Source organism: Nocardia sp. NPDC056064 (genome assembly GCF_042266925.1).
Classification (GTDB): Bacteria; Actinomycetota; Actinomycetes; order Mycobacteriales; family Mycobacteriaceae; genus Nocardia.
On sequence record NZ_JBHJWO010000001.1, the window covers coordinates 1,787,355 to 1,811,581 of the forward strand.

Annotated in this window: 22 protein-coding genes and 2 pseudogenes; 6 read left to right on the forward strand and 18 right to left on the reverse strand. The window is 70.2% G+C overall.

The annotated features are described in order from the left end of the window. The first annotated feature begins 111 nt into the window (after positions 1–111). A complete protein-coding gene (gene lexA, locus ACFC06_RS08250) occupies positions 112–828 on the forward strand; it encodes a transcriptional repressor LexA (protein ID WP_375929101.1) in 717 nt (238 codons plus the stop codon). On the opposite strand, the gene ACFC06_RS08255 is transcribed toward lexA, so the two are convergent. The 7 genes from ACFC06_RS08255 to ACFC06_RS08285 all read right to left on the reverse strand — a co-directional run bounded on the left by ACFC06_RS08255 (position 825) and on the right by ACFC06_RS08285 (position 7,714). Next, positions 825–1,565, reverse strand: a complete 741-nt coding sequence (locus ACFC06_RS08255) for a pirin family protein (RefSeq protein ID WP_375929102.1) — start codon at positions 1,563–1,565, stop codon at positions 825–827. The two genes, lexA and ACFC06_RS08255, sit on opposite strands and share 4 nt — an antisense overlap. Before the next feature lie 96 nt (positions 1,566–1,661). Further along, complete coding sequence (locus ACFC06_RS08260) at positions 1,662–2,540, reverse strand: lysophospholipid acyltransferase family protein (protein WP_375929103.1); 879 nt, start codon at positions 2,538–2,540, stop codon at positions 1,662–1,664. 97 nt (positions 2,541–2,637) lie between these two features. Continuing rightward, complete coding sequence (gene hflX / locus ACFC06_RS08265; protein WP_375935299.1) at positions 2,638–4,068, reverse strand: GTPase HflX; 1,431 nt, start codon at positions 4,066–4,068, stop codon at positions 2,638–2,640. 160 nt (positions 4,069–4,228) lie between these two features. Beyond that, positions 4,229–5,119: a diaminopimelate epimerase gene (gene dapF / locus ACFC06_RS08270; RefSeq protein WP_375935301.1), complete on the reverse strand. Its 891-nt coding sequence runs from the start codon at positions 5,117–5,119 to the stop codon at positions 4,229–4,231. A gap of 44 nt (positions 5,120–5,163) precedes the next feature. Then, on the reverse strand, positions 5,164–6,000 hold the full coding sequence (locus ACFC06_RS08275) for a TrmH family RNA methyltransferase (protein ID WP_375929104.1): 837 nt from the start codon (positions 5,998–6,000) through the stop codon (positions 5,164–5,166). Continuing rightward, positions 5,997–6,944, reverse strand: coding sequence for a tRNA (adenosine(37)-N6)-dimethylallyltransferase MiaA (gene miaA / locus ACFC06_RS08280; RefSeq protein ID WP_375929105.1), 948 nt, complete (start codon positions 6,942–6,944; stop codon positions 5,997–5,999). Before miaA ends, ACFC06_RS08275 begins: the two co-directional genes overlap by 4 nt. Continuing rightward, a complete protein-coding gene (locus tag ACFC06_RS08285) occupies positions 6,941–7,714 on the reverse strand; it encodes a hypothetical protein (RefSeq protein WP_375929106.1) in 774 nt (257 codons plus the stop codon). Before ACFC06_RS08285 ends, miaA begins: the two co-directional genes overlap by 4 nt. 263 nt (positions 7,715–7,977) lie before the next feature. On the opposite strand from ACFC06_RS08285, the gene ACFC06_RS08290 reads away from it, so the two are divergent. Next, entirely contained in the window at positions 7,978–9,357 is a 1,380-nt protein-coding gene (locus ACFC06_RS08290) for a DUF349 domain-containing protein (RefSeq protein WP_375929107.1), read from the forward strand. A gap of 55 nt (positions 9,358–9,412) precedes the next feature. On the opposite strand, the gene ACFC06_RS08295 is transcribed toward ACFC06_RS08290, so the two are convergent. Next, the gene (locus ACFC06_RS08295) at positions 9,413–9,991 is read right to left on the reverse strand and encodes a hypothetical protein (RefSeq protein WP_375935304.1); all 579 of its coding nucleotides are present in this window, start codon (positions 9,989–9,991) and stop codon (positions 9,413–9,415) included. A 125-nt stretch (positions 9,992–10,116) separates the two neighbouring features. Continuing rightward, positions 10,117–11,661, reverse strand: coding sequence for a tRNA (N6-isopentenyl adenosine(37)-C2)-methylthiotransferase MiaB (miaB, locus tag ACFC06_RS08300; protein ID WP_375929108.1), 1,545 nt, complete (start codon positions 11,659–11,661; stop codon positions 10,117–10,119). A gap of 223 nt (positions 11,662–11,884) precedes the next feature. On the opposite strand from miaB, the gene ACFC06_RS08305 reads away from it, so the two are divergent. From ACFC06_RS08305 to ACFC06_RS08320, 4 genes are all read left to right on the forward strand, one after another. Continuing rightward, positions 11,885–12,613: an amino acid ABC transporter ATP-binding protein gene (locus ACFC06_RS08305; RefSeq protein ID WP_375935307.1), complete on the forward strand. Its 729-nt coding sequence runs from the start codon at positions 11,885–11,887 to the stop codon at positions 12,611–12,613. Positions 12,614–12,650: 37 nt separating this feature from the next. Beyond that, positions 12,651–13,487, forward strand: coding sequence for a glutamate ABC transporter substrate-binding protein (locus tag ACFC06_RS08310; protein WP_375929109.1), 837 nt, complete (start codon positions 12,651–12,653; stop codon positions 13,485–13,487). A gap of 90 nt (positions 13,488–13,577) precedes the next feature. Next, entirely contained in the window at positions 13,578–14,249 is a 672-nt protein-coding gene (locus ACFC06_RS08315) for an amino acid ABC transporter permease (RefSeq protein ID WP_375929110.1), read from the forward strand. Then, the gene (locus tag ACFC06_RS08320) at positions 14,246–15,139 is read left to right on the forward strand and encodes an amino acid ABC transporter permease (RefSeq protein WP_375929111.1); all 894 of its coding nucleotides are present in this window, start codon (positions 14,246–14,248) and stop codon (positions 15,137–15,139) included. The genes ACFC06_RS08315 and ACFC06_RS08320 overlap by 4 nt, the downstream gene beginning before the upstream one ends. Positions 15,140–15,190: 51 nt before the next feature. Here ACFC06_RS08320 and ACFC06_RS08325 read toward each other — a convergent pair whose 3' ends face one another. From ACFC06_RS08325 to recA, 9 genes and pseudogenes are all read right to left on the reverse strand, one after another. Next, positions 15,191–16,957 (reverse strand): oleate hydratase, encoded by a 1,767-nt coding sequence (locus ACFC06_RS08325; protein WP_375929112.1) that lies wholly within the window; start codon positions 16,955–16,957, stop codon positions 15,191–15,193. Positions 16,958–16,997: 40 nt separating this feature from the next. After that, entirely contained in the window at positions 16,998–17,855 is an 858-nt protein-coding gene (locus ACFC06_RS08330) for a 3-hydroxyacyl-CoA dehydrogenase (RefSeq protein ID WP_375929113.1), read from the reverse strand. Between the two features lie 156 nt (positions 17,856–18,011). After that, positions 18,012–19,010, reverse strand: coding sequence for a glycine betaine ABC transporter substrate-binding protein (locus ACFC06_RS08335; RefSeq protein WP_375929114.1), 999 nt, complete (start codon positions 19,008–19,010; stop codon positions 18,012–18,014). Next, positions 19,007–19,804, reverse strand: a complete 798-nt coding sequence (locus ACFC06_RS08340) for an ABC transporter permease (RefSeq protein ID WP_375929115.1) — start codon at positions 19,802–19,804, stop codon at positions 19,007–19,009. The genes ACFC06_RS08335 and ACFC06_RS08340 overlap by 4 nt, the downstream gene beginning before the upstream one ends. Then, complete coding sequence (locus tag ACFC06_RS08345; protein WP_375929116.1) at positions 19,801–20,961, reverse strand: ABC transporter ATP-binding protein; 1,161 nt, start codon at positions 20,959–20,961, stop codon at positions 19,801–19,803. The genes ACFC06_RS08340 and ACFC06_RS08345 overlap by 4 nt, the downstream gene beginning before the upstream one ends. Then, complete coding sequence (locus ACFC06_RS08350; protein WP_375935310.1) at positions 20,954–21,604, reverse strand: ABC transporter permease; 651 nt, start codon at positions 21,602–21,604, stop codon at positions 20,954–20,956. Before ACFC06_RS08350 ends, ACFC06_RS08345 begins: the two co-directional genes overlap by 8 nt. Positions 21,605–21,828: 224 nt before the next feature. Continuing rightward, positions 21,829–21,981, reverse strand: a pseudogene (locus ACFC06_RS08355) (recombination regulator RecX); the annotation flags it as partial. A 180-nt stretch (positions 21,982–22,161) separates the two neighbouring features. Next, positions 22,162–22,611, reverse strand: a pseudogene (locus ACFC06_RS08360) (regulatory protein RecX); the annotation flags it as partial. A gap of 457 nt (positions 22,612–23,068) precedes the next feature. After that, positions 23,069–24,106 carry a recombinase RecA gene (gene recA / locus ACFC06_RS08365; protein WP_019048052.1) on the reverse strand — a complete coding sequence of 346 codons (1,038 nt, stop codon included), beginning with the start codon at positions 24,104–24,106 and terminating at the stop codon, positions 23,069–23,071. Between the last annotated feature and the right edge of the window lie 121 nt (positions 24,107–24,227).

Here is a 24,227-nt window from a genome sequence, read left to right on the forward strand (position 1 = left end):
GGCGCCGATGTCAGCACGAAACGCCCGACATGCTCGAACAGATGTTTGATAGTTCGGCGTGGCCCGACTAGCCTCGGAAGCGCGAATTCGACCAGGGAAAGGGCGGGACAGGTGACCCACACAGACGACACGGGTGACGAAAGCGCTACCGGCACCGTCACATCGGGATCCGGCGCGGATCTCACCGTGCGTCAGCGCACGGTCCTCGAGGTCATCCGTACCTCGGTGACCGAACGCGGCTATCCGCCCAGCATCCGCGAGATCGGCGACGCGGTGGGGCTCACCTCCACCTCCTCGGTGGCCCATCAGCTGCGCGCGCTCGAACGCAAGGGCTACCTGCGCCGCGACCCGAACCGGCCGCGCGCGGTGAATGTCCGCGGGCTCGACGAGGCGGTCCGTTCGGTGACCACACTGCCGGCCGAACAGCCCGACGAGGCCGCCGCGAGCCGCCCCACCCCCACCTTCGTCCCGGTACTCGGCCGGATCGCGGCGGGCGGTCCGATCCTGGCCGAGCAGGCCGTGGAGGAGGTCTTCCCGCTGCCGCGCGAGCTGGTCGGTGACGGATCGCTGTTCCTGCTCAAGGTCGTCGGGCAGTCGATGGTCGACGCGGCCATCTGCGACGGCGACTGGGTGGTGGTGCGTCAGCAGAACGTGGCCGAGGGCGGCGACATCGTCGCGGCGATGATCGACGGCGAAGCCACCGTGAAGACCTTCAAGCGCACCGGCAAGGATGTCTGGCTGATGCCGCACAACCCGCATTTCGAGCCGATCCCCGGCAACGACGCGCAGATCCTCGGCAAGGTCGTCACGGTCATCCGCAAGATCTAGCGCACGCTCGCGTCCATCTCCCAGAGCAGCAGTTCGGCGGCGGTCACGGCGGTCACGCGGTGGCCGCCGGTCGCGGTCAGCCGTACCGCGTCGCCCTGGTCCAGCCGGCCGTGGTCCTCGTAGTCCACGGCGCCGCGTGCGACGAACACGTGTCCGTACGGCGCGTCCGGCACGGCGATGGTGTGACCCGGATCGAGCCGGGCGACATGGAAGGTGGCGTGGCGGTTGCCGATGCCGATCGCGGCGTCGGCGCGATGGCGCGGCATGCCGGAGGCCACCGGGACCAGGGTGTTGCGGGCCAGGTCGCCCTCGATGTCGAGTTCCTGGTAGCCGGGTGCGGTGCCCGCGGTGTCGGGCGGAATCCACATCTGCACCACGTGCAGGCGTTCGGTCTCCCGGTAGCCCGCGCCGTTGCGCTCGGAGTGGCGGATGCCGGTACCCGCGCTCATCCGCTGTGCCAGCCCGGGATGGATCACCCCGGAGTGACCGGTCGAATCCTGATGCACCACAGTGCCTTCCAGCACCCAGGTGAGGATCTCGGTGTCGCGGTGCTGGTGGGTGTCGAAGCCCTCGCCGGGGTCGACGGTGTCCTCGTTGTGCACCAGCAACAGACCGTGCGCGTAGTCCTCGAGCACGAAATTGCCGGTCGCCGGGAACGACTGTTTCGAGACGAGCCATTCGTTGCGCCAGTGCCACCGGTCCGCGCCCGGGATCACCTGGACCTGCGCTGTCGTCATCGCCGTCACCTCTCACTATCCGGACTCGAGTCCGTATAGCGGGTAACCCCGCGGGCGGCGCGGGCATTCCACGCCGCCGCGCTCAGGCAGTGACCGTCACCAGGGCAGCGCACCCCGCAGGCGGCCGAACAGGCTGCGCCCGCTGTCGCGCTCGCGCTCGGTGAACAGGAACTGCAGCTCTTCTTCCAGGCCCTTGCGCACGACATCGCGCAGGTCGGCGGCCGCGCTGTCGAGATCCTCGGCCTCCAGCCACGGCGTCGGGTCGATCGGGGCGCCGGCGGAGAAGTAGAACCGCTCGGGACGCGGGATCGGGGTCGGACCGATGCCCTTGACCAGCGGCGGGTTCAGTTCGGGGTTGATGCCCAGCAGTTCGCAGGTCCAGCGCAGCGGGCGCATCGCCGGATGCTGGCCGTCGAAGACGATGTCGTAGGCGTCGTCGATGCCGATCATGGCCAGCGGCACGATCGGCACACCCGCCTGGATGGCCATCCGCGCGAAACCGGTGCGGCCCTCCCACTTGAGCGCGTACTTCTCGCCCTTGCGCCGGATCGCCTCGCGGCCACCGCCCGGGAACACCACCACGGCCTCGCCGCGTTCGAGCAGCGTCAGGCAGTTGGCGCGGGTACCGCGCACCGCGCCGAAGCGGTGCAGGATCTCGCGCACGCCCGGCTGCATCAGCACGTGCTCGGCCAGGCCGCGCACCAGCCGGCCGCGCTCGCGCAGGATCGCGGGCATGAGCAGCGGCGCGTCGATGCCGCCGAGCAGATTGTGGTTGGCCACGATCAGCACCGGTCCCTCGGCCGGGATGTTCTCCAGGCCGAAGAAGCGCGGACTCGTCCAGGCCCGCAACGGCGCGAAGAACGCCTCGAAGGCCCGGATCTCCCATTCGCTCGGCGCCGGATCCAGCGGCGCCCCGTCGGAGAGGATCGGGCCGCCCTGCTCGGCCCGTCCTGTCCCTTTATCGTCGTTCGACATAACACCCTCCTGCTGTCGATACTCGACCATAGCTTCCGAAAAAGGCCGTGTCGCATCGACATTCGACCGCAAACGGTCGGCTAATCAGCGAAAAAGATCAGCTGAGCACCGGCTCGGCGGGCCCGGAATGGGCGTATTCGGACAGTGCCGCCGCCAAGGCGTGAGGCACCCGGGCACGCACCCGCGTTCCGCCTTCCTCGTGGTCGGAGGAGATGATACGGCCGTCGGCGTGGATGCGGGCGAGCAGGTCGCCGCGGCTGTAGGGCAGCAGGACCGTGATGTCGACGTCGAGACCGCCGAGCACCTCGGAAAGTCGTTCGCGCAACTCCTCGATTCCGGCGCCGGTGTGCGCCGAGACGAACGCGGCGTCGGTGAGCATGCCGCGCAGCCGGGTGAGCTCGTTCGGGTCGGCCGCGTCGATCTTGTTCACCACCAGCAGTTCCGGTGGCGCCGCGGTGCCCTGCTCCTTGATCACGTCGGTGATCACCTCGCGCACGGCCTTGATCTGCTCGAGCGGCAGCGGGTCGGACCCGTCCACGACGTGCAGCAGCAGATCGGCGCCGGTGACCTCTTCCAGCGTCGACCGGAAGGCCTCGACCAGCTGGGTCGGCAGGTGGCGCACGAAACCGACGGTGTCGGTGAACACCATCTCGCGACCGTCGTCGAGCGCGGCCCGGCGGGTGGTCGGATCGAGGGTGGCGAACAGCGCGTCCTGCACCAGCAGGCCCGCGCCGGTCAGGGCGTTCATCAGGCTGGACTTGCCCGCGTTGGTGTAGCCGACGATGGCCACCGACGGCACCCCGCTGGCACTGCGGCGCGCGCGCATGGTGTCGCGGGCGGTCTTCATCTCGCGGATCTCGCGGCGCAGCTTGGCCATCCGCTCGCGGATGCGGCGGCGGTCGGTCTCGATCTTGGTCTCACCGGGACCACGCAGACCCACACCGCCGTTGGAACCGGCACGGCCACCGGCCTGCCGCGACATCGACTCACCCCAGCCGCGCAGGCGGGGCAGCATGTATTCCATCTGGGCGAGCGCGACCTGGGCCTTGCCCTCGCGGGAGGTGGCGTGCTGGGCGAAGATGTCGAGGATCAGCGCGGTGCGGTCGATGACCTTGACCTTGACGACCTTCTCCAGCGCGGTGAGCTGGGCCGGGGTCAGCTCACCGTCGCAGATCACGGTGTCGGCGCCGGTCTCGAGGACCACGGTGCGCAGTTCCTCGGCCTTGCCGGAACCGATGTAGGTGGCCGGGTCGGGCTTGTCGCGGCGCTGGATCAGGCCCTCGAGCACCTCCGAGCCCGCCGTCTCGGCGAGCGCGGCCAGTTCGACCATGCTGGCCTCGGCCTGCGCGGAGCTGCCGGTGGTCCACACGCCGACCAGCACGACACGCTCGAGGCGCAGCTGCCGGTATTCGACCTCGGTGATGTCGGTGAGTTCGGTGGACAGCCCGGACACGCGGCGTAGCGAGGAGCGCTCGTCGAGCTGCATCTCACCGACGGTGGGTTCGGGTGCCCAGCCCGGGCGCTGCATCCGCGCCGCGTGGCGGGCCAGCGCGTCATCGACGTCGCCGCGGTCGGCGGCCACGCCGGGATCGACCGTACCGGTGGGCTCGGCCGTGGGTTCTGTGGGGGTTTCTGGTTTCGTCATACGTAGTCCATGCTGCCACGTCACGGTGACAGCGCGCATCCGGTTATCCGCGCTCCCGCGCGTCCCACCAGGCGCGCGAGAGCGTGCCGGTGGCCAGCAGCACCGAGGGGCCGCGCAGCCAGGCGTGGCCGTCGGTGATGGTGACGCGGACCTGTCCGCCGGGTACCCGCACGGTGACCTCGCCGGAGCCCGACCCGATCGAGCGGCCCGCCGCAGTGAGCGCGGCGGCGGCCGCGGCGACGGTGCCGGTGCCGCAGGAGCGGGTCTCGCCGACGCCGCGTTCGTAGACGCGCATGTCGACGGCGTCGTCGGGGCCGAGCGCGGTGAGGATCTCGACATTGACCCCGTGCGGGAACAGGTCGGGGTCGAACCCCGGGGGCACGGTGAGGTCGAGCCCGGCCAGCGCCTCGGCGGACAGGGCGGTGTCCACGCAGGCCAGGTGCGGATTGCCGACATCGATGCCGATGCCGGTCAGCGGCCGCCCGCTCAGTGTCGCGGTGGACGGGCCCAGCTCGCGGACCTCGCCCATGTCCACGGTGACCTCGCCGTCGACCGGACCGGCCGCGTGCACCACCACCGGCCGCGCGCCCGCCCGGCTGCCCACCACGTACTCGGTGGCGGTCTCCAGGCCGGAGGCGTTGAGGTAGTGCGCGAACACGCGCACCCCGTTGCCGCACATCTCGGCGATCGAGCCGTCGGCATTGCGGTAGTCCATGAACCAGTCGCCGGGGCCCACACCGGCGGGCAGCGCGTCGAGCACGCCCGCCGACACCAGTTCGGCCGCCTTGGCCACCCGCAGCACCCCGTCGGCGCCCAGCCCGCGCTGCCGGTCGCACAGCGCGGCGACGCGCTCGGGGGTCAGGTCGAGGCGGACCTGCGGGTCGGGCAGCACCACGAAGTCGTTCTGGGTGCCGTGGCCCTTGCTGAATTCGATGTCGGACACAGCCGCCATTGTCCCCTGCCGTGCGGGCGGGCCCGCTACCGGGCGAAGGTGCGCCGCTGCCGGGCGATCTCGTAGAGACCGATCGCCCCGGCCGAGGGCGCGCCCAGCGAGCTGGCGGTGCCGCCCATCGGGATGGTGACCAGGTCGTCGCAGGCATCCGCCCACGCCGCGCTCATCCCGGAGGTCTCGTTGCCCACGACCAGGATGGTGGCCTCGGTGAAGTCGTGGTCGTAGATCGTGCTGGGCGCGCCCTCGTCGGTGCCGACGATGCGGGTGGGGATGCCGCGCGCGATCTGGCGGTCCCGGAATTCGAGGACCTGGGCGGGGCCCGCGGCACGCAGCACCGGGACGGAGAACAGCGAGCCGGTGGAGGCGCGCACGGCCTGCGGGTCGAACTGGTCGGCGCCGTGGCCGGTGACGATCACCCCGGACGCGCCGAAGGCGTCGGCCGAGCGGATGAGGGTGCCGAGGTTGCCGGGCGAGTTCGGCCGGTCGAAGACCACCACGACCGGCGCGTCCTCCCCCGGCTCGCCCGGCGCGAACTCGGCCGGATCGGGCTGACGCGACACCGCGACCGCGACGATCTCCGGAATGCTCGCCGCCTTCTCACCCAGTTCGGCCATCAGCTCGGGCACCAGCCCGACCTGCGGGACATCGGCGGTGTCGAGCAGTTCGCGCGCCCAGTTCGACAGATCCGGGGTACCGAGACGGTAGAGCAGGGTCTCGAGCGGCCAGCCGTTGTCGATGGCCTGGGTGATCGGCCGCACGCCCTGCACGAGGAACCGGCCGTCACGATGACGTTTCGTCCGGTTGTTGAGATAGGCCTGCCACACCTGCACCGAGGCATTGCGGGTACTCACTCGTCGGGTCACTGCGCGGTCCGTCCTGTCGGGTCTGGTTGATCAGCGGTGAGCAGGGCCAGCGCGGTCGCGGCGAGCTCGGGGTCGGCGCCGTCGACCCAGGACACCCGGGGATCGCGACGGAACCACGACCGCTGCCTGCGCACGTACCGGCGGGTGCCGATGAGGGTGCGCTCGCGGGCGTGGGCGAGATCGTATTCGCCGTCGAGATGGGCCAGCACCTGGGCGTAGCCGATCGCGCGGCGGGCAGTCTGGCCCTCGCGCAGGCCCGCGTCGAGCAGCGTGCGGACCTCCTCGACCAGGCCGGTGTCGAACATGAGGGCGGTGCGCGCCTCGATGCGGGCATCCAGCGCGGCGGTCTCCCGGTCGACGCCGAGGATGCGGGTGTTCCAGCGCGGGGCGCCGATGGTGGGGGCCGAGGCGGCGAACGGCTTGCCGGTCAGCTCCACGACCTCGAGCGCGCGCACCATCCGCCTGCCGTCGGTGGGCAGGATGGTGTCCGCGGCGACCGGGTCGGCCGCGCGCAGCGCCGCGTGCACGGCCGCGACCCCGCCCTCGGCCAGCAGCGCCTCCCAGCGCGCCCGCACCTCGGGGTCGGTGGCGGGGAAATCCCACTGGTCCAGCAGGGCCTGCACGTACATCATCGAGCCGCCGACGACGACCGGCACGTGCCCGCGCGCCAGGATGTCGGTGACCACGGCCACCGCGGCGCTCTGGTAGGCCGCCACCGTGGCGGTCTCGGTGACGTCGAGAACGTCGAGGAGGTGGTGCGGGATGCCCCGGCGCTGGTCCGGGGGCAGTTTCGCGGTGCCCACGTCCATGCCGCGGTAGAGCTGCATCGCGTCGATGTTGACGATCTCGCCGCCGAGCCGTTCGGCGAGGTCGAGGGCCAGGTCGGACTTGCCGGTGGCGGTCGGGCCGACGACGGCGAGGGGACGGTCGAACCCGCTGGTCACCGACCGTCACCTTCCTGTCCGCAGGGATGCCACACGCTCACGTCGTAGCCGACGCCGTAGGGGGCGCCCTGGTAGAGGGTACGCACCCGCGGGTCGGCGGGATCACCGGCGAACAGCCCGCCCAGCGCCTGGTAGGCGGCGCGCCCGTCGAGCACCAGTTCCGCGCACAGCGCGGGGTCGAGCGCGGCCAGCCCGGCGCGCGAACCGGTGCGCAGGGCGGTGTCGAGCGCGGTCTGGACGGGTGCGGCGCGGTCGTCGAGGTAGCCGGGGGCCGCCAGGGTCAGGGTGGCGGCGCCGTCGGCGAGGACCAGCACCGCGTGCGGGGCCGGGTCGGCGTCGAGTTCGGCGCGCAGCGCGGCACCGGCACGCAGGCATTCGGCGGGCGTGGTGTCGGCGGCCAGCAGCCGGGCCTGGATCGAGATCGTGGGCGCGACCTGTTCCCGCAACCATCCGGCGACCAGCACCGGCAGCGGAAGCTGGACGTCTGCTGGAGCGGGCGGAACCGCGGCCGGGCCCAGCCCGACGACGACATCGGCGCCGAACCCACGGAAGGTGCCGGTGGTCGCCGGACCGAAGTTCCCGTCGCGCTCGCCGACCCCGAGCACGGTCCAGCGCTCGGCCACGGCGGCCAGCGCGGTCGCCGCGTCGAGGGCGGCGGTGCGCAGCGCCACGACCGGGTCGCCGGGATCGGCGCCGGGCGCGGGCGCACGTCCGCACAGTTCGGGCACCAGCATCGGCGGCGACGGGACCAGGGCCGCTATCGAGAACACGCGGTAACCGTAGCCGTACGGCGCGCGGGGCCCCGCACCCGGCGCACGGTGACCCGGTGGTGGACTGCGAGTGTCCGGCGCGGTGATACCGGCCGGGATTGCTAGTGTTTTCTGGTGCGACTACCCACGTCGCCCGGGACGAAATCCCAGGAAACGCGGCATCCGATCCCCCGGATCGATGGTTTCCTCGGCGCGAACCGGGTTCAATGGGATGTGCTAGGGCGTAACCAGGCAGCCGTGACGCGCGGCAGGGACGGAGAGCAATGACCGACAGCAACGGAACCGCGAAGCCCACCCCCGGTCCGGGCCCGCGACCGTCCGGTACCCCCAAGCCCGGTGGACAGTCTCCGCGTCCGCCGAAGCCTCATGCCGTGAAACCGGCGCCGGGCCCCGATCAACCGCACCCGCACCCCGTGGTCGTGCCGACCGTGACCGACCCCAGCAAGTGGGGTCGCGTCGACGAGGACGGCACCGCGTGGGTCAAGACCGCCGACGGTGAACGCGTCATCGGCTCCTGGCAGGCGGGCGACGCCGCCGAGGGGCTCGAGCATTTCGGCCGCCGCTTCGACGATCTGGCCACCGAGGTGGCCCTGCTCGAGGCCCGGCTGGCCGCGGGCGCCGACGCGCGCAAGACCAAGGCCGCCGCGCTCGCCATCGCCGAGACGCTGCCGACCGCCGCCGTCATCGGCGACATCGACGGCCTGGCGACCCGGCTGCAGGCGATCACCGAGCACTCCGAGGAAGCCGCCGCGCACGCCAAGGAGGAGAAGGAGCGCGCCCGGCACGAGCACACCGAGCGCAAGGAAGCCCTCGCCGCCGAGGCCGAGCAGATCGCCGCCGAATCCACCCAGTGGAAGGCCGCGGGCGACCGGCTGCGCGAGATCCTCGACGAGTGGAAGTCCATCCGTGGCGTCGATCGCAAGGTCGACGACGCGCTGTGGAAGCGCTACTCCAAGGCCCGCGAGGCGTTCAACCGCCGCCGCGGCGCGCACTTCGCCGAGCTCGACCGGGAGCGTGCCTCGGCCAAGACGCGCAAGGAAGAGCTGTGCGTGCGCGCCGAGGAGCTGTCGGGGTCCACCGACTGGACCGGCACCGCCGCGGTGTTCCGCGATCTGCTCACCGAGTGGAAGGCCGCGGGCCGCGCACCGCGCGAGGCCGACGAGGCCCTGTGGCGGCGGTTCAAGAGCGCCCAGGACGTGTTCTTCGCCGCCCGCAACGCGGCCGTCTCCGAGCGCGACGCCGAGTTCGAGCACAATGCCACCGCCAAGCAGGAACTGCTGGCCGCCTACGAGCACATCGACCCGGCCACCGGGCTCGAGGCCGCCCGGGCCGCGCTGCGCGAACTGCAGGACAAGTGGGACGCCATCGGCAAGGTCCCGCGCGAGCGGATGCAGGAGCTGGAAGGCAAGCTGCGCACCATCGAGAAGCGGGTGCGCGACGCCGCCGACCAGCAGTGGCGGCGCACCGATCCGGAGGCTGTGGCCAGGGCCGCGCAGTTCCGCGAGCGGGTCGCCCAGTTCGAGGAGCAGGCCGCCAAGGCCACCGCCGCGGGCAAGAAGCGCGACGCGGAGAAGGCGCTCGAGCAGGCCAAGCAGTGGCGCGAATGGGCCGAAGCGGCCGAAGGCGCCGTCAGCAATCGGTGAGACCACGACGAAGCCCCCGGCCGGAATCGGCCGGGGGCTTCGTCGTCAGCGGGGTCTATTCGCCGTTGAGGCGCTTGCGGTCGCGTTCCTCGGCCTCGCGGGCGGCATTGCGGCGCTGTTCCTCGGCGGCCAGCTGCACCGCGGTGCGGCTCCACACCACACGCACCCAGTGGAAGGTCAGCACCATGATCGCGATGGTGCCCAGGATCAGGCCGATGCCGGGACCCGTGCCCTCGTAGTTGCCCAGGCCGGGGGTCTGCCGGTGCCAGATGGACAGCACGCCGAACACACTGGCCACCGCCGAGCCGGCGACCGCCAGCCAGGCCAGCACCCAGCGGCGGGTGGTCAGCGCCAGCAGTGAGAAGCCGACACCGAACACGATGACCAGCCAGACGAACAGCCGCGAGGGCAGCCCGATGTGCTCGAGCCGGGCGGCGTCGGTGTTGAGCAGCACGTCGAAGCCGCGCGCGGTGCCCGTGTGCGGCAGCACCAGCGAGATCAGCAGCGCGAAGACCGCGCCCGCCACCACCATGGCGCGTGCGCCGGGATCGATCTCCCCGGCGATGCGGCGCTCCACCGCATCGAGCTCACCGCGAAACTGTTCGAAATCCTGGTCGTCGTCCACCCGGGTCACCGCGTTCTCGCTCCTGTTGTCGGCAGGCTGGTCGTTGCTGGTCTCCACTGTGCCATCACCGGCCGGGTTGCCGTCGGGCGACCCACTACGACCGGTAGTAGGTTCGGTCCCGCCTGCGGGCGCGTTCACGCCGGGCAGCCGGTCGAGCAGCCCTCGGTCACGGGCTCGACCACGGGCGCCCCGATGCGCGGCAGGCCCAGACCCACCCCGATCGGCGCGGTCTTGGGGGTGACGCCTCGCTCGTGCGCGTCGCCCGCGCGGGTCCGCCGGTACGACTTCACCACGCCGTCGGCGATCAGGTGGTGCGGCGCGGCCGCGGTGATGTCGACGACGACGATGTCGCCGGGACGGATCCCCGACTCGTCACCGGGCCGGAAGTGCACCAGCCTGCCGTCGCGGGCGCGCCCACTCATCCGGGCGGTGGCCGCGTTCTTCTTGCCCGCGCCCTCGGCGACCAGCAGCTCCACCTCGGTGCCGATCAGCGCCTGGTTGCCCTCGAGCGAGACCTGCTCCTGCAGGGCGATCAGCCGGTCGTAGCGTTCCTGCACGACCGCCTTGGGCAGCTGGTCGGGCAGGTCGGCGGCCGGGGTGCCGGGCCGCTTGGAGTACTGGAAGGTGTAGGCGCTGGTGAAGCGCGCCTTGCGCACCACGTCCAGGGTCTCCTGGAAGTCCTCCTCGGTCTCGCCGGGGAAGCCGACGATGATGTCGGTGGTGATCGAGGCGTGCGGCATGGCGGCGCGCACCTTGTCGATGATGCCGAGGAAACGCTGCTTGCGGTAGGAGCGGCGCATCGCCTTGAGCACGCGGTCGGAGCCCGACTGCAACGGCATGTGCAGCTGCGGGCACACGGTGGGCGTCTGCGCCATGGCCTCGATGACGTCGTCGGTGAACTCGGCCGGATGCGGCGAGGTGAACCGCACCCGCTCCAGGCCCTCGATCTGCCCGGTCGCGCGCAGCAGCTGGGCGAAGGCGCCGCGATCACGCGGCTGCTCCGGGTCGACGAAGTTCACGCCGTAGGAGTTCACGTTCTGGCCCAGCAGCGTCACCTCGAGCACGCCCTGCTCGACCAGCGCCTGCACTTCGGCGAGCACGTCGCCGGGGCGCCGGTCGACCTCCTTGCCACGCAGCGCGGGCACGATACAGAACGTGCAGGTGTTGTTGCAGCCCACCGAGATCGACACCCAGCCCGCGTAGGCCGACTCGCGCTTGGCGGGCAGGGTGGACGGGAACGCCTCGAGCGACTCGAGGATCTCGACCTGGGCCTGCTCGTTGTGCCGGGCGCGTTCGAGCAGCACCGGCAGCGACCCGATGTTGTGCGTGCCGAAGACCACGTCGACCCACGGCGCCTTGCGTACCACGGTCTCGCGGTCCTTCTGCGCCAGGCAGCCGCCGACGGCGATCTGCATGCCCGGGCGGCCCTGCTTGACCGGGGCCAGATGACCCAGCGTGCCGTAGAGCTTGTTGTCGGCGTTCTCGCGCACCGCGCAGGTGTTGAACACCACCAGGTCGGGGGTGTCCTCGGGTGCCGCCTTCACATAGCCCGCGTCCTCGAGCAGGCCGGACAAGCGTTCGGAGTCGTGTACGTTCATCTGGCAGCCGAAGGTGCGGACCTCGTAACTGCGCGCCTGCGGGTGCGCGCGCTGCGTCGCGTCCTGTCCGTTCGAATCCACCCGTCCAGGGTACGGGCAGCACCCGAGGTGGTCTGCGTCGCGGTCGGGAGACGGGCCTGGTCCCGGTAGGTTACCGGCGGGTTGCGGCCCGGCGTGCCGGGACGGCGAGTCGCCGAAAGGCGGGCAAATCTCCGAAGAACGCCTAAGGTTTCTGTCCATGACCGACGACGCCGCACCCGCGACCGGGAACGCCGACGGGCCAGCCACTGCCGCTGCGCCGCCGATGATCTCGATGCGCAACGTGGACAAGCACTTCGGTGACCTCCACGTCCTGCGCGATATCACCCTCGATGTGCCCCGCGGGCAGGTCGTGATCGTCCTCGGCCCCTCGGGCTCGGGGAAATCGACCCTGTGCCGCACCATCAACCGGCTCGAACCGATCGATTCCGGCGACATCGCCGTCGACGGTGTCGCGCTGCCCGCCGAGGGAAAAGCGCTGGCCGCGCTGCGCGCCGAGGTGGGCATGGTGTTCCAGTCGTTCAACCTGTTCGCGCACAAGACGATCCTGGACAACGTCATGCTCGCGCCGATGAAGGTGCGCGGCAAGAAGAAGGACGACGCCCGCAAGCACGCGCTGGCGCTGCTCGAGCGGGTCGGCATCGCCAACCAGGCCGACAAGTACCCCGCCCAGCTCTCCGGTGGTCAGCAGCAGCGCGTGGCCATCGCCCGCTCGCTGGCGATGGACCCCAAGGTGATGCTCTTCGACGAGCCGACCTCCGCGCTGGACCCGGAGATGGTCAACGAGGTGCTCGAGGTGATGGTCTCGCTGGCCAAGGAGGGCATGACCATGCTCGTGGTCACCCACGAGATGGGCTTCGCGCGCCGCGCCGGTGACCGCGTGCTGTTCATGGCCGACGGCGAGATCGTCGAGGACGCCGCGCCCGAAGCGTTCTTCACCAACCCGACCTCGGATCGCGCCAAGGACTTCCTCGGCAAGATTCTCAGCCACTGACGCTGTATCCACACCACAAGAGGGAGAAGGAAACTCGATGAGGATCAATCGTGCGGTGCGCGTCGGCATCGGCGCCGTGGCGGTCGCGCTGGCCGCGACCGTGACCGCGGCCTGCGGCGGTGGTGACGAGAACTCGGCGCTGGACAACGCCAAGGACGGCAAGCTCACCATCGGCATCAAGTTCGACCAGCCGGGCCTCGGCCTGCGCAACACCGACGGCACCTACAGCGGCTTCGACGTCGACGTGGCCACCTACGTCGCGGGCAAGCTGGGTGTGAAGCCGGAGAACATCACCTTCAAGGAGGCCCCGTCGGGCCAGCGCGAGACGCTGATCGAGAACGGCCAGGTCGACTACATCGTCGCCACCTACTCGATCACCGACAAGCGCAAGGAGAAGGTCGACTTCGGCGGCCCCTACTACGTCGCAGGCCAGGACCTGCTGGTGCGCGCCGACAACACCGACATCACCGGCCCCGAGTCGCTCGACGGCAAGAAGGTCTGCTCGGTGAAGGGCTCCACGCCCGCGCAGAACATCAAGGACAAGTACCCGCAGGCGCAGCTGCAGACCTACGACACCTACTCGCTGTGCATCGACGCGCTGCGCAACGGGGCGATGGACGCGGTCACCACCGACAACGTCATCCTCGCCGGTTACGCCGCCCAGGCGCCCGGTGTCTTCAAGCTGGTGAACAAGCCGTTCACCACCGAGAAGTACGGCGTGGGCCTGAAGAAGGGCGACACCGAACTGCGCACCAAGGTCAACGACGCGATCGAGGCGATGATCGCCGACGGTTCGTGGAAGGCTTCGCAGGAGAAGAACTTCGCCGGTACCGGCATCGCGGTGCCCGCGCCGCCGACCATCGATCGTTACTGATCCCCGCGCACCCGGTGCCGTGGTCCGTCCGCGTCACCGGGTGCCGCGGTTCCCTTTGCCCTGTCCCTATCGATCGGAGGACGCGCGTCCGTGTTCGACCTGATCTCGAGGTATCACTCCGAAATCCTCGACGCCTTCTGGGTGACCATCAAGCTGACGTTCTTCTCGGCGATCGGCGCGCTGATCCTCGGGACGATCGTCGCGGGCATGCGGGTCTCGCCCATCCCGGTCGCCCGCTGGGTCGGCGCGACCTATGTGTCGATCTTCCGCAACACCCCCCTGACCCTGATCATCGTGTTCTGCTCGCTCGGCCTGTACAACACGCTGGGCTGGAAGCTGGCCGGTGAGTCCCTGGTGGACAACAACTTCCGCTGGGCCGTGGTCGGCCTGAGCGTCTACACCGCCTCGTTCGTGTGCGAGTCGCTGCGCTCGGGCATCAACACCGTGGCCCTCGGGCAGTCCGAGGCCGGGCGTTCGCTCGGGTTCGGCTTCGCGCAGAACCTGCGGCTGATCGTGCTGCCGCAGGCCTTCCGCGCGGTCATCGCGCCGCTGGGCAGCGTGCTGATCGCGCTGACGAAGAACTCCACCATCGCCTCGGCCATCGGGGTCGGCGAGGCGGCGTTGCTGATGAGCGAGATGAACGAGAACGAGGCCGCGATCCTGGCCATCGGCGCGATCTTCGCGCTCGGGTTCGTGATTCTCACCCTGCCCACCGGCCTGTTCTTCGGCTGGCTGGCCAAGCGATACGAGGTGGCACGATGAGTTCAGGCGCGTCGGTCCTGTTCGACGCACCGGGCCCCCGCGCCCGGCTGCGCCACCACCTCTATTCGCTGCTCGTCGTGATCGCGCTGGTGGCGGCGGGCTGGTGGCTCTTCGACGCCTTCGCCGACAAGGGCCAGTTCACCGCGGAGAAGTGGAAGCCGTTCCTGGAGTCCGGGGTCTGGGAGACCTACCTGCTGCCCGGCCTGCGCGGCACGCTGCTCGCGGCGGCCATCTCGATCGTGGGCGCACTGTTCTTCGGCATGCTCTTCGGCATCCTGCGTCTGTCGGATCACCGGTGGGTGCGCTGGACCGCGGGCGCGGTCGTCGAGCTGGCCCGCGCCATCCCGGTGCTGATCCTGATGATCTTCCTGTTCGCGCTGTTCGGCGAGTACAAGCTGTTCCGCTCCGACGATCTGGCGCTGGCCGCGGTGGTCATCGCGCTGGTGATCTACAACGCCTCGGTGATCGCCGAGATCGTGCGGGCGGGCATCAAGGCGCTGCCCAAGGGCCAGACCGAGGCCGCGGTGGCGCTGGGCCTGCGCAAGGGCCAGCTGATGCGGCTGGTGCTGCTGCCGCAGGCGGTCACCGCGATGCTGCCCGCGCTGGTCTCGCAGATGGTGGTGGTGCTCAAGGACACCGCGCTGGGCTACCAGATCACCTATGTGGAACTGGTGCGCTCGGGTCAGCAGGTGGGTGCCTCGCAGCAGAACACCATCCCCGCCCTGATGGTGGTGGCGGTGATCATGATCTCGCTGAACCTGGCGCTGACCTTCCTGGCGACCCGGCTGGAGAAGCGGTTGCGCTCGCGCCGCAAGAAGGGCGGGGCCGTCCTGGCCGCGGATTCGATCCTCACCGACGCCGCGCCCGGCGTCGACATCACCAAGAAGTAGCTCACCCACACCGCGGGCCCGCTCGATCCGAGCGGGCCCGCGGTGCTGTGTTCAGTCCTCGCCGAGCAGTCCGGAATCGCGCAGCAGCGCGCCGATCTCGGTGTCGTCGAGCTTGCCGAGCAGCTTGGTCCGCACGAATTTCGGGCCGGGCAGGGTCATCTCGGCGCCGTCACGCAACCGGCTGGTGGCCGCGAGCAGCGCCCGGATGTCGTAGGTCGAGCCGAACACCTCCGGCACGCCGCGTTCGATGCCCAGCAGCTGGTAGGCCGCCTCCATGCCAGTGCGCACCGAGTACTCGGTGGTGAAGATGCAGTCGCGGGTGGTCTCGGCGAACTGTCCGATGAACGCGAAGTTCACCGCGCCGGCGGGCACCACCTGGGGCCGGTCACCGTCCTGGCGCGGCATGAAGAACGCGGTCACGTACGGCATCATCACCGGCACACACGTCGCCGCCCCGGCCGCCAGCTCATCGATCTCGGCCTCGGGTACACCCAGGTGGTAGAGCCATTCCCGGGTGATCTCCTCGCCGGTGCACTCCTGCATCGACTTGTTCACGTAGTCACCGGGTGTGTCGGCGAACAGCGCGTACACCCACACCACGATCTGGTCGGGCGGCTGCTGCTTGAAGTGCGGCTGCCGGTTCACCGTCCAGCTCATCAGCCACGACGAGTCCTTCACCGTGACGATGCCACCGGTGACCACCTTGCCGCTGAACGGGTCCCGCTTGCAGATCTTGCGGATGTAGCGGGGAATTCGCTCGTCGAGCGTGGTGACGGTGGCCGACTCCCATTTCGTCTCCGGAATGTGGTCACCGAAGACGCCGGGATGCCCGAAGGCGGGGTCCTTGGCCGCGATGCGCCGCCACAGATCCCACGCGGGCGCCGGACCCTCGTCCAGCTTGGCCGGAGTGTGCTGATCGCCCTCGTCGGAGTTCTCGGTGAGCGAGCCGATGGTGGTGAACACCAGGTCGTTCTCGGTGAGGTCGACCCCGCCCTGCTGCCCGTCGGCGGTCCAGTGGATGCGGGTGGCCTGCTTGCGCTCGGGTGTGATCGCGAAGTCGATGTCGGTGACCTCGGTGTCGAAACGGAAGCTCACGCCCTGGTCGAGCAGCCACCGGTACAGCGGCAGCACCAGCGACTCGTACTGGTTGTACTTGGTGAACTTCAGCGCCGAGAAGTCCGGCAACCCACCGATGTGGTGGATGAACCGGTGCAGGTAGAGCTTCATCTCCAGCGCGCTGTGCCATTCCTCGAAGGCGAACATGGTGCGCCAGTACAGCCAGAAGTTGCTGGCCAGGAAGTCCGCGCCGAACACCTCGTCGATGCGCTTGTTCGCCATCTCCTCCCGGGTGGCCAGGAAGACCTTCACGATGTCCTTCTGCGCGCGGTCGGTGAGGGTGAACAGGCCGTCGGTGTGCGCGTCCCGGCCGCGGTCGACGGTGGCGCGTTGCAGCGAGAAGTTCGGGTCGTCCTTGTTGAGCCAGTAGAATTCGTCGAGCACGCTGGCACCGTCGATCTCCATCGAGGGCACCGAGCGGAACAGGTCCCACAGACATTCGAAGTGGTTCTCCATCTCGCGCCCACCGCGGATGACGAACCCCTTCTTCGGTCTCTTGATGCCGTCGAGGGCGCCGCCGGGCAGCGGCAGCCGTTCCAGCACGGTGATCTTGTCGCCGGGCAGCTGCCCGTCGCGGATCAGGAACGCCGCCCCCGACATCGAGGCCAGGCCCGCCCCGACGAACCAGGCGGTCTTGTCGTCGACGCCCGCGGGCTTGCGGGGGCGGGCGAACGCTTCGTAATTGCCACTGCTGTAGTACATCCCACTCCTTCGTCCGATCCGGACCTCGACGGGTGCGTGCCTAGCCGTAGCGGTAGAAGCCCTCCCCCGAGGCGATGCCGAGCTTGCCCTTGTCGATGTAGTTCTGCTTCAGCCAGTCGGCGAGCTGCTGGGTCTGCTCGTTGCCGCTGTCGTTGAGGATGTTGTAGGGCGTGGTCAGCCCGACGATGTCGAGGATCTGGAACGGGCCCATCGGCGCGCCCGTGGCGATCCGCCAGGTCTTGTCCACCGCTTCGGGTTCGGCGTAGCCGCCCGCCGCGAGCGCGATGCCGGAGTTGAGGAACGGCACCAGCAGCGAGTTGAGCACGTAACCCGCCTTCTCCTTGTGCAATTCGATCGGCACCATCCCGATCTGCTCGGCGAAGGCGACGACGGAGTCGAACACCTCCGGGTCGGTCTGCTCGGTGCCCATCACCTCGGCGGTGTTGAACTTCCAGACCCGGTTGGCGAAGTGCAGTGCCAGGAACCGGGCGGGGCGGCCGGTGTAGCCGACCATGTCGCTGGGCAGCAGGGTCGAGGAGTTGGTCGCGAAGACCGTGCGCTCGGGGGCCAGCTCGCCGAGGCGGGTGTAGAGGTCGCGCTTGATCGAGAGCACCTCCGGCACGGCCTCGATGATCAGGTCGGCCTCGGCGGCCGCGGCGAGGTCGGTCGTGAGGGTGATGCCCTGCGCGGTCGCGGTGGTCTTGTCCGCGTCGGCGCCCGGCACCTCCTGCTGGTAGGTGCTCGCCAGCACGTCGAACCGTTTCCGGGCGGCGGTGACGGCCGCGTCGTCGATGTCGTAGGCGGTGACGTCGAAGCCGTGGAAGGCGCTCTGGTACGCGATCTGCGATCCCAGTACGCCGGTACCCAGCACGGTCACCTTGCGGAACTCGATGGTCATGGACGCTCCTCCACTCGCTGTGTCGGTTGCGGTGTGTCACCACCGCCGTCCATCATGGCCCGGATACCGGGTGCCGTGGGGACGACGAGCCCCGCGTATCGGACATCTCGGGCGGGTTGGGGGTAACAGTTCGGCAACCCGGCGCGGGCGCGCAGGTCAGCCTGCGGTGACCAGTCCCTCGGCGACGAGCCAGTCGCGGGCGATGTCCTCGGGTTCGGCGCCGTCGATGTCGACGCGCCGGTTGAGCTCGGTGATCACCTCGTTGGTGAGCCGCGCCGAGATCGGCGCCATGATCTCGACGACCTCGGGATGGGCCTGCGCGAAATCGCGGCGCATGACCAGCGCGGCGTTGTACTTCGGGAAGAAGCCGCGATCGTCGTCGAGCAGCACCAGATCCAGGGCGGGGATGCGGCCGTCGGTGGCGGCCACCGAGCCGAAGCGGCACTGGGCGGCGTCGGCGGTGGCCTGGTAGACCAGGGCGTCCTGGACGATCTGCCTGCGGGCCGCGGCCGGGTCGATGCCGTAGGCGGCCGCCAGGCCGGGATAGCCGTCGGGGCGCACATTGAACTCGGTGCCGACGCAGGTGGTGGCCGCGGCCGGGTCGCGGGCGAGCAGGCGCGCGTAGTCCGACAGCGTGCGCACCCCGGTCTCCTCGGCGACCCGCCTGCTGGTGACCAGGGCGTAGGTGTTGTTCATCGGGGCCATCGCGGCCCACACCATGTCGTGTTCGGCCAGGTCGGCGTCGCGGGTGGCCTCGAACTGCTGGACCTCGACCGAGGCGGGATTCGCCGGGTCGGCCACGATCGGCTTCTCCTTGCCCAGGTAGTTGATCCAGCCGGTGCCGGTGTAGTCGTAGGCGATGTCGATCTGCCCGTGCAACTGGGCGTCGCGCAGGCTGTTGGAGCCCTGGATATTGGTCAGATCGCGCACGTTCGCGCCCGCGGCGGTGAGCGCGAATTCGATGAGGTAGCCGAGGATATTGGCCTCGGTGAAGTCCTTGGAGCCCACTGTGATCGCGACACCGTCGAGGGCGGGCACCGGCTCGATACTGCCCGGCCCGACCGGCAGCGGCACCGAACTGCCCGATTGCAGCCCGCAGCTCGCCAGCAGCAGCAGGCCGAGCGCCACCGCGAGCCCGCGCAGTGATCGGTTCACCGCAACCCCCTCGGTCCCAGATACTGTTCGGCCAGCGCGCCGAGCCAGTCCACCAGCAGCGCGAGCGCCACGGCCAGCACCGCGCCCAGCGTCAGGGTGACCGTGTCGCGCAGCTTGTAGCCGGTGTCGATGAGGATGCCCAGCCCGCCCGCGCTCACCATGAACGACAGCGTCGCCGTGCCGACCGCGAGCACCAGCGCGGTGCGCAGACCGGCCAGGATGTAGGGCACGGCCAGCGGGAACTCGATGCGGCGCAACACCTGCGCGCCCGACATGCCCTGCCCGCGACCCGCGTCGATCAGGGCCGGGTCGACCTGCTGGTAGCCCAGGATGGTGTTGCGCAGCACCGGCAGCACCGAGCAGAACGCGATGGGCGCCACCCCCACCCAGAATCCCGTGGTCCGGGTGACCAGGTAGCACAGCACGATCAACCCGATGGCGGGCGCGGAGGCGCCGATATTGGCGATGCCGACGAAGATCGGCGCGAGCCCACGGAACCGGCTGCGCGAGAGCAGCGTTCCCAGCGGCACCGCCACGGCCACCACGATGAGCACCACCGCCGCCGTGATCAGCACGTGCTGCCAGGTGACCTCGGCGATGTTGCGCACACTGATGCTGGCCTGCTGGGTGACGGTGAGATCGCGCCGGAACGCCCACACCAGCACCCCGACGGTGAGTATCAGCACCAGCACCGGCTGCACGAGCAGGCGCAGCAGCTCGGCCCGTCGCTGCGCCGCGGGGGCGGTGGCGACGGCCGGGGCATCGGTGATCGCGCGCGGTGCCGCCGCCGTCATGCCGGTGCCGTTTCGGTCGGCGCCAGGTGCGCGATCAGGGTGTCGACGGTGACGATGCCCGCGTAGGCGCCCGCGGTGTCGAGGACGACCGCGGAGGCCGTGCGGTCGGTGAGCAGCACCGCCAGCGCGTCCTGGAGGGTGGCGTCGGCGGGCAGGGTGACGCCGATCGGGGTGCCGAGGCCGGTGAGCGAATCCGCGTGGGCGAGTTCGCCCGCCGTGACCCTGCGGGTGGGCCGGTGCCGGTCGTCGAGGACGACGGCCCAGGGACGGTCGGCCGCGCCGAGGGCCGTGGCCAGCTCGGCAGGGGTGGTGCCGGGGGTGGCGGTGACGCCGCGGTCGAGGTCGAGATCGCCGAGCACGGCCAGGCCGAGGCGGTCGATGGCCGGGGTCGCGCCGACGAAACCGGCGACGGTGTCGTCGGCGGGGGCGGCCAGGATCGCGGCGGGGGTGTCGTACTGCAGGATGCGCGAGCGGTCGCCGAGCACCGCGATCCGGTCACCCAGTTTCACGGCTTCGCCGAAATCGTGGGTGACGAAGACGATGGTCTTGCCGAGTTCGCCCTGCAGGCGCAGCAGTTCGTCCTGGAGCAGGGCGCGGGTGATCGGGTCGACGGCGCCGAAGGGTTCGTCCATCAGCAGCACCGGCGGGTCGGCGGCCAGAGCCCTGGCGACGCCGACGCGCTGCTGCTGGCCGCCGGAGAGCTGGCGGGGATAGCGGTCGCGGTAGGTGCCAGGATCGAGGCCGACCAGGCTGAGCATCTCGTCGGTGCGCGCGGCGATGCGTTTGCGGTCCCAGCCGAGCAGGCCGGGCACGGTGGCGATGTTCCTGGCGACGGTGAGATGCGGGAACAGCCCCGCCTGCTGGATGGAATACCCGATACCGCGGCGCAATTCGTCGGCGTCGATGGTGGCGGCGTCGCGGCCACCGATGGTGACGGTGCCCGAACTGGGTTCGATCAGCCGGTTGATCATCCGCATGGTGGTGGTCTTGCCACAGCCCGAGGGGCCGACCAGCACCACGATCTGCCCGGCCGGAATCGTCATGCTGACTTCGTCGACCGCGGGCGCGGCCTGGTCGGGATAGCGTTTGGTGACCCGGTCGAGCACGATCTCGACGCCGGAGACCGCGTCCCCGGTGCGGGTGTCGGTGTCAGTCACGAATTCCCCTCGATATGGTGAGCCGTCCGAGCAGGACCAGGACGCCGTCGAGCGCCAGTGCGAGCACGACGACGAGGACGGTGCCGGTGAGCGCCTGCGGCACCGCGTTGGGGCTGCCGAGACGGCCGAGCCCCGAGATGATCAGATTGCCCAGGCCGGGGCCCTTCGCGTAGGCGGCCAGGGCCAGGATGCCCATGATCATCTGGGTGCTGACCCGTATCCCGGTGAGGATCGACGGCCACGCCAGCGGCAGCTCGATCGTGGTCAGCAGCCGCAACCGGCCCATCCCGACCCCGCGGGCGGCGTCGAGCACGGCCGGATCCACGCTCGACAGGCCGAGCACGGTATTGCGCAGGATCGGCAGCAGCGCGTACAGCACCAGCGCCACGATGGTGGGCCCGACACCGAGCCCGAGGAACGGGATGAGCAGCCCGAGCAGCGCGAACGAGGGCACGGTGAGAATCGCGCCCGCCGTGGCGGTCGCGGCCGCCGACCCGAACGGGCTCCGGTACACCAGGATTCCGAGCAGCACCGCGATCAGGGTCGCGACCACCAGGGACTGCACCACCGCCGACACGTGCAGATAGGAGTCGAGCAGCAACTGTTCCCGCCGGCTCACCACGAACGACCACAACGCGTCCAGAGTCCACCTCCCCGTCGCTCGACGGCCACACCGGGCCCTGCTCCCCCGAATGCCCACCCGCACCCCGGGTGAAACACTCCGTCCCCACACCTCGCCGACGCTCAGCACTCCGAAAATGCCTGCGCTGAGCCATGTTTCATCGGCGACGAATCATCCTACGCCGCACCGCCCCTCGGCGCGGCAGTTCGCACACACCCGCCCGACCGGCCCTGCTTACCGAGTCGTCACCGATCGGCCTCGGCCAGTTCGGCTTTCACCACCGAGAAGGCGACCGACGGGCTGTAGCCGCGGCGGGCCAGCATGTCGACCAGGCGGCGGGTGGCCTTGGCGCGGTCGAGGTCGGCGGGTAGGGAACGGATCTTGCGGCGCACCAGTTCCGCGGCGTCCTGTTCGTCACCGGGGACTGGTCTGCGTGGAGATCGTCGGGCCGGTTCGACCCCGACCTCGCCGTCGCCGTCGGTGGAGTCCGTGGCGCGCCCGAGCCCGTCGGGTACCTGCTCGCCGGTGGCCGCCGGACCGCGATGTCGTGCGGGTGGCGCGTGTTCGAAGCCCGCGTCGGCGAGTTCGGCCGTGACGACGGCGAAGGCGGTGGACTGGTCGTAGCCGCGGCGGGCGAGCATGCCGACGAGCCGGCGAACGGCCTTGTCGCGATCCAGATCCCGGGACAGCGTGGCGAGTTTGCGCCTGACCAGGTCGGTGGCGCGGTCACGTTCGGCCTCGTCGGTGACGGCGGCGAGCGCGTTCTCGGCGGCGCCGGGTGCGACACCCTTGTCCCGGAGTTCGCGCTGCAACGCCTTCTTGCCCCGGCCGGAGTAGGTGTGCCGTTCGTGCACCCACTGCTCGGCGAAGGCGGTGTCGTCGATGAGGCCCACCTCGGCGAGGCGGTCGAGCGCGGCGGCGCTCACCTCGAGCCGGAAACCCTTCTCACCGAGCCGCTTCTCCAGTTCGGCGCGGCTGCGGGCCCGCACGGCCAGCAGGTTCAAACAGGCGTCTTTGGCCTGGTCCACGGTGGCGCCGGGACGGTCGCCCGGGGCGAGCCGGCGTACGCCGGCCCGCCTGTCGGGCTCTCCCGGCTCGGATCCGGCCGCCACCGGATCCGCCTGCCGTCCGTCGTCACCACCGACGACGGTCGGCAGGGAGTCTGCTCCCCCGCTCCCCCACTCTTCATGATCAACACCGGTCCGCGCAGCGGAATACCGTGATTGGTGACCATCGGCGAATCCGGTCGGGTGCGCGCGCTGCGGATCGCCCGCACCCGACCGAATTCTCCTCGCACCCGGATCGGCTCGTTTGGCACGAGCCGATCGGGCGAGTTCGGTGGCGCCGTCCCCGGATTCGCCCGCCCGTGTCAGGGACTCCGGCTCGACCTCGATACCGAGGCGAGCCAGCTGCCTGCGCATGTCCTCGACCGGATCGGCCGAGTCGCGGCGGGCACGGCGACCGGGGTGCGGCGCGCTCACGCGATCAGAAGTCGGCGGGGGCGTCGGCCTCGGCGGTCAGGTCGGCGCCGATGCCCAGCTTCTCCTTGATCTTCTTCTCGATCTCGTCGCGCACGTCGGTGTTCTCCAGCAGGAACTTGCGGGCGTTCTCTTTGCCCTGGCCCAGCTGGTCGCCCTCGTAGGTGTACCAGGAGCCGGACTTGCGGATGAAGCCGTGCTCGACACCCATGTCGATGAGCGAGCCCTCCTTGGAGATGCCCTGGCCGTAGAGGATGTCGAACTCGGCCTGCTTGAACGGCGGGCTCACCTTGTTCTTGACGACCTTCACGCGGGTGCGGTTGCCCACCGCGTCGCTGCCGTCCTTGAGGGTCTCGATGCGGCGCACGTCCAGGCGGACCGAGGCGTAGAACTTCAGCGCCTTACCACCGGTGGTGGTCTCCGGCGAGCCGAACATCACGCCGATCTTCTCGCGCAGCTGGTTGATGAAGATGGCGGTGGTGCCCGAGCTGTTGAGCGCACCGGTCATCTTGCGCAGCGCCTGGCTCATGAGGCGGGCCTGCAGGCCGACGTGGCTGTCGCCCATCTCGCCCTCGATCTCGGCGCGCGGCACCAGGGCGGCGACGGAGTCGATGACGATGATGTCGATGGCGCCGGAGCGCACCAGCATGTCGGCGATCTCGAGCGCCTGCTCACCGGTGTCGGGCTGGGAGACCAGCAGCGCGTCGGTGTCGACGCCGAGCTTGCGGGCGTAGTCGGGATCGAGCGCGTGCTCGGCGTCGATGAACGCGGCCACGCCACCCGCGGCCTGGGCGTTGGCCACCGCGTGCAGGGCGACGGTGGTCTTACCCGAGGATTCCGGGCCGTAGATCTCGACGACGCGACCGCGCGGCAACCCGCCGATGCCGAGGGCGACGTCGAGGGCGATGGAGCCGGTCGGGATGACGGAGATGGGCTGGCGGGCCTCCTCGCCCAGCCGCATGACGGCGCCCTTGCCGAAGCTCTTCTCGACCTGCGCGAGTGCCAGTTCCAGCGCTTTGTCGCGATCGTAGGCCTGCGGTGCCATGGTGTGATCCCCTTCTCGAGGTGAGTGTCTCTCTGGTTGGCGCCCACAGTAGAGGCCGGCACCGACAAGTTCTGGCGCCCAGATTAGTCGAACACCCATTCGAGTCAAGCGACGCGCCCGG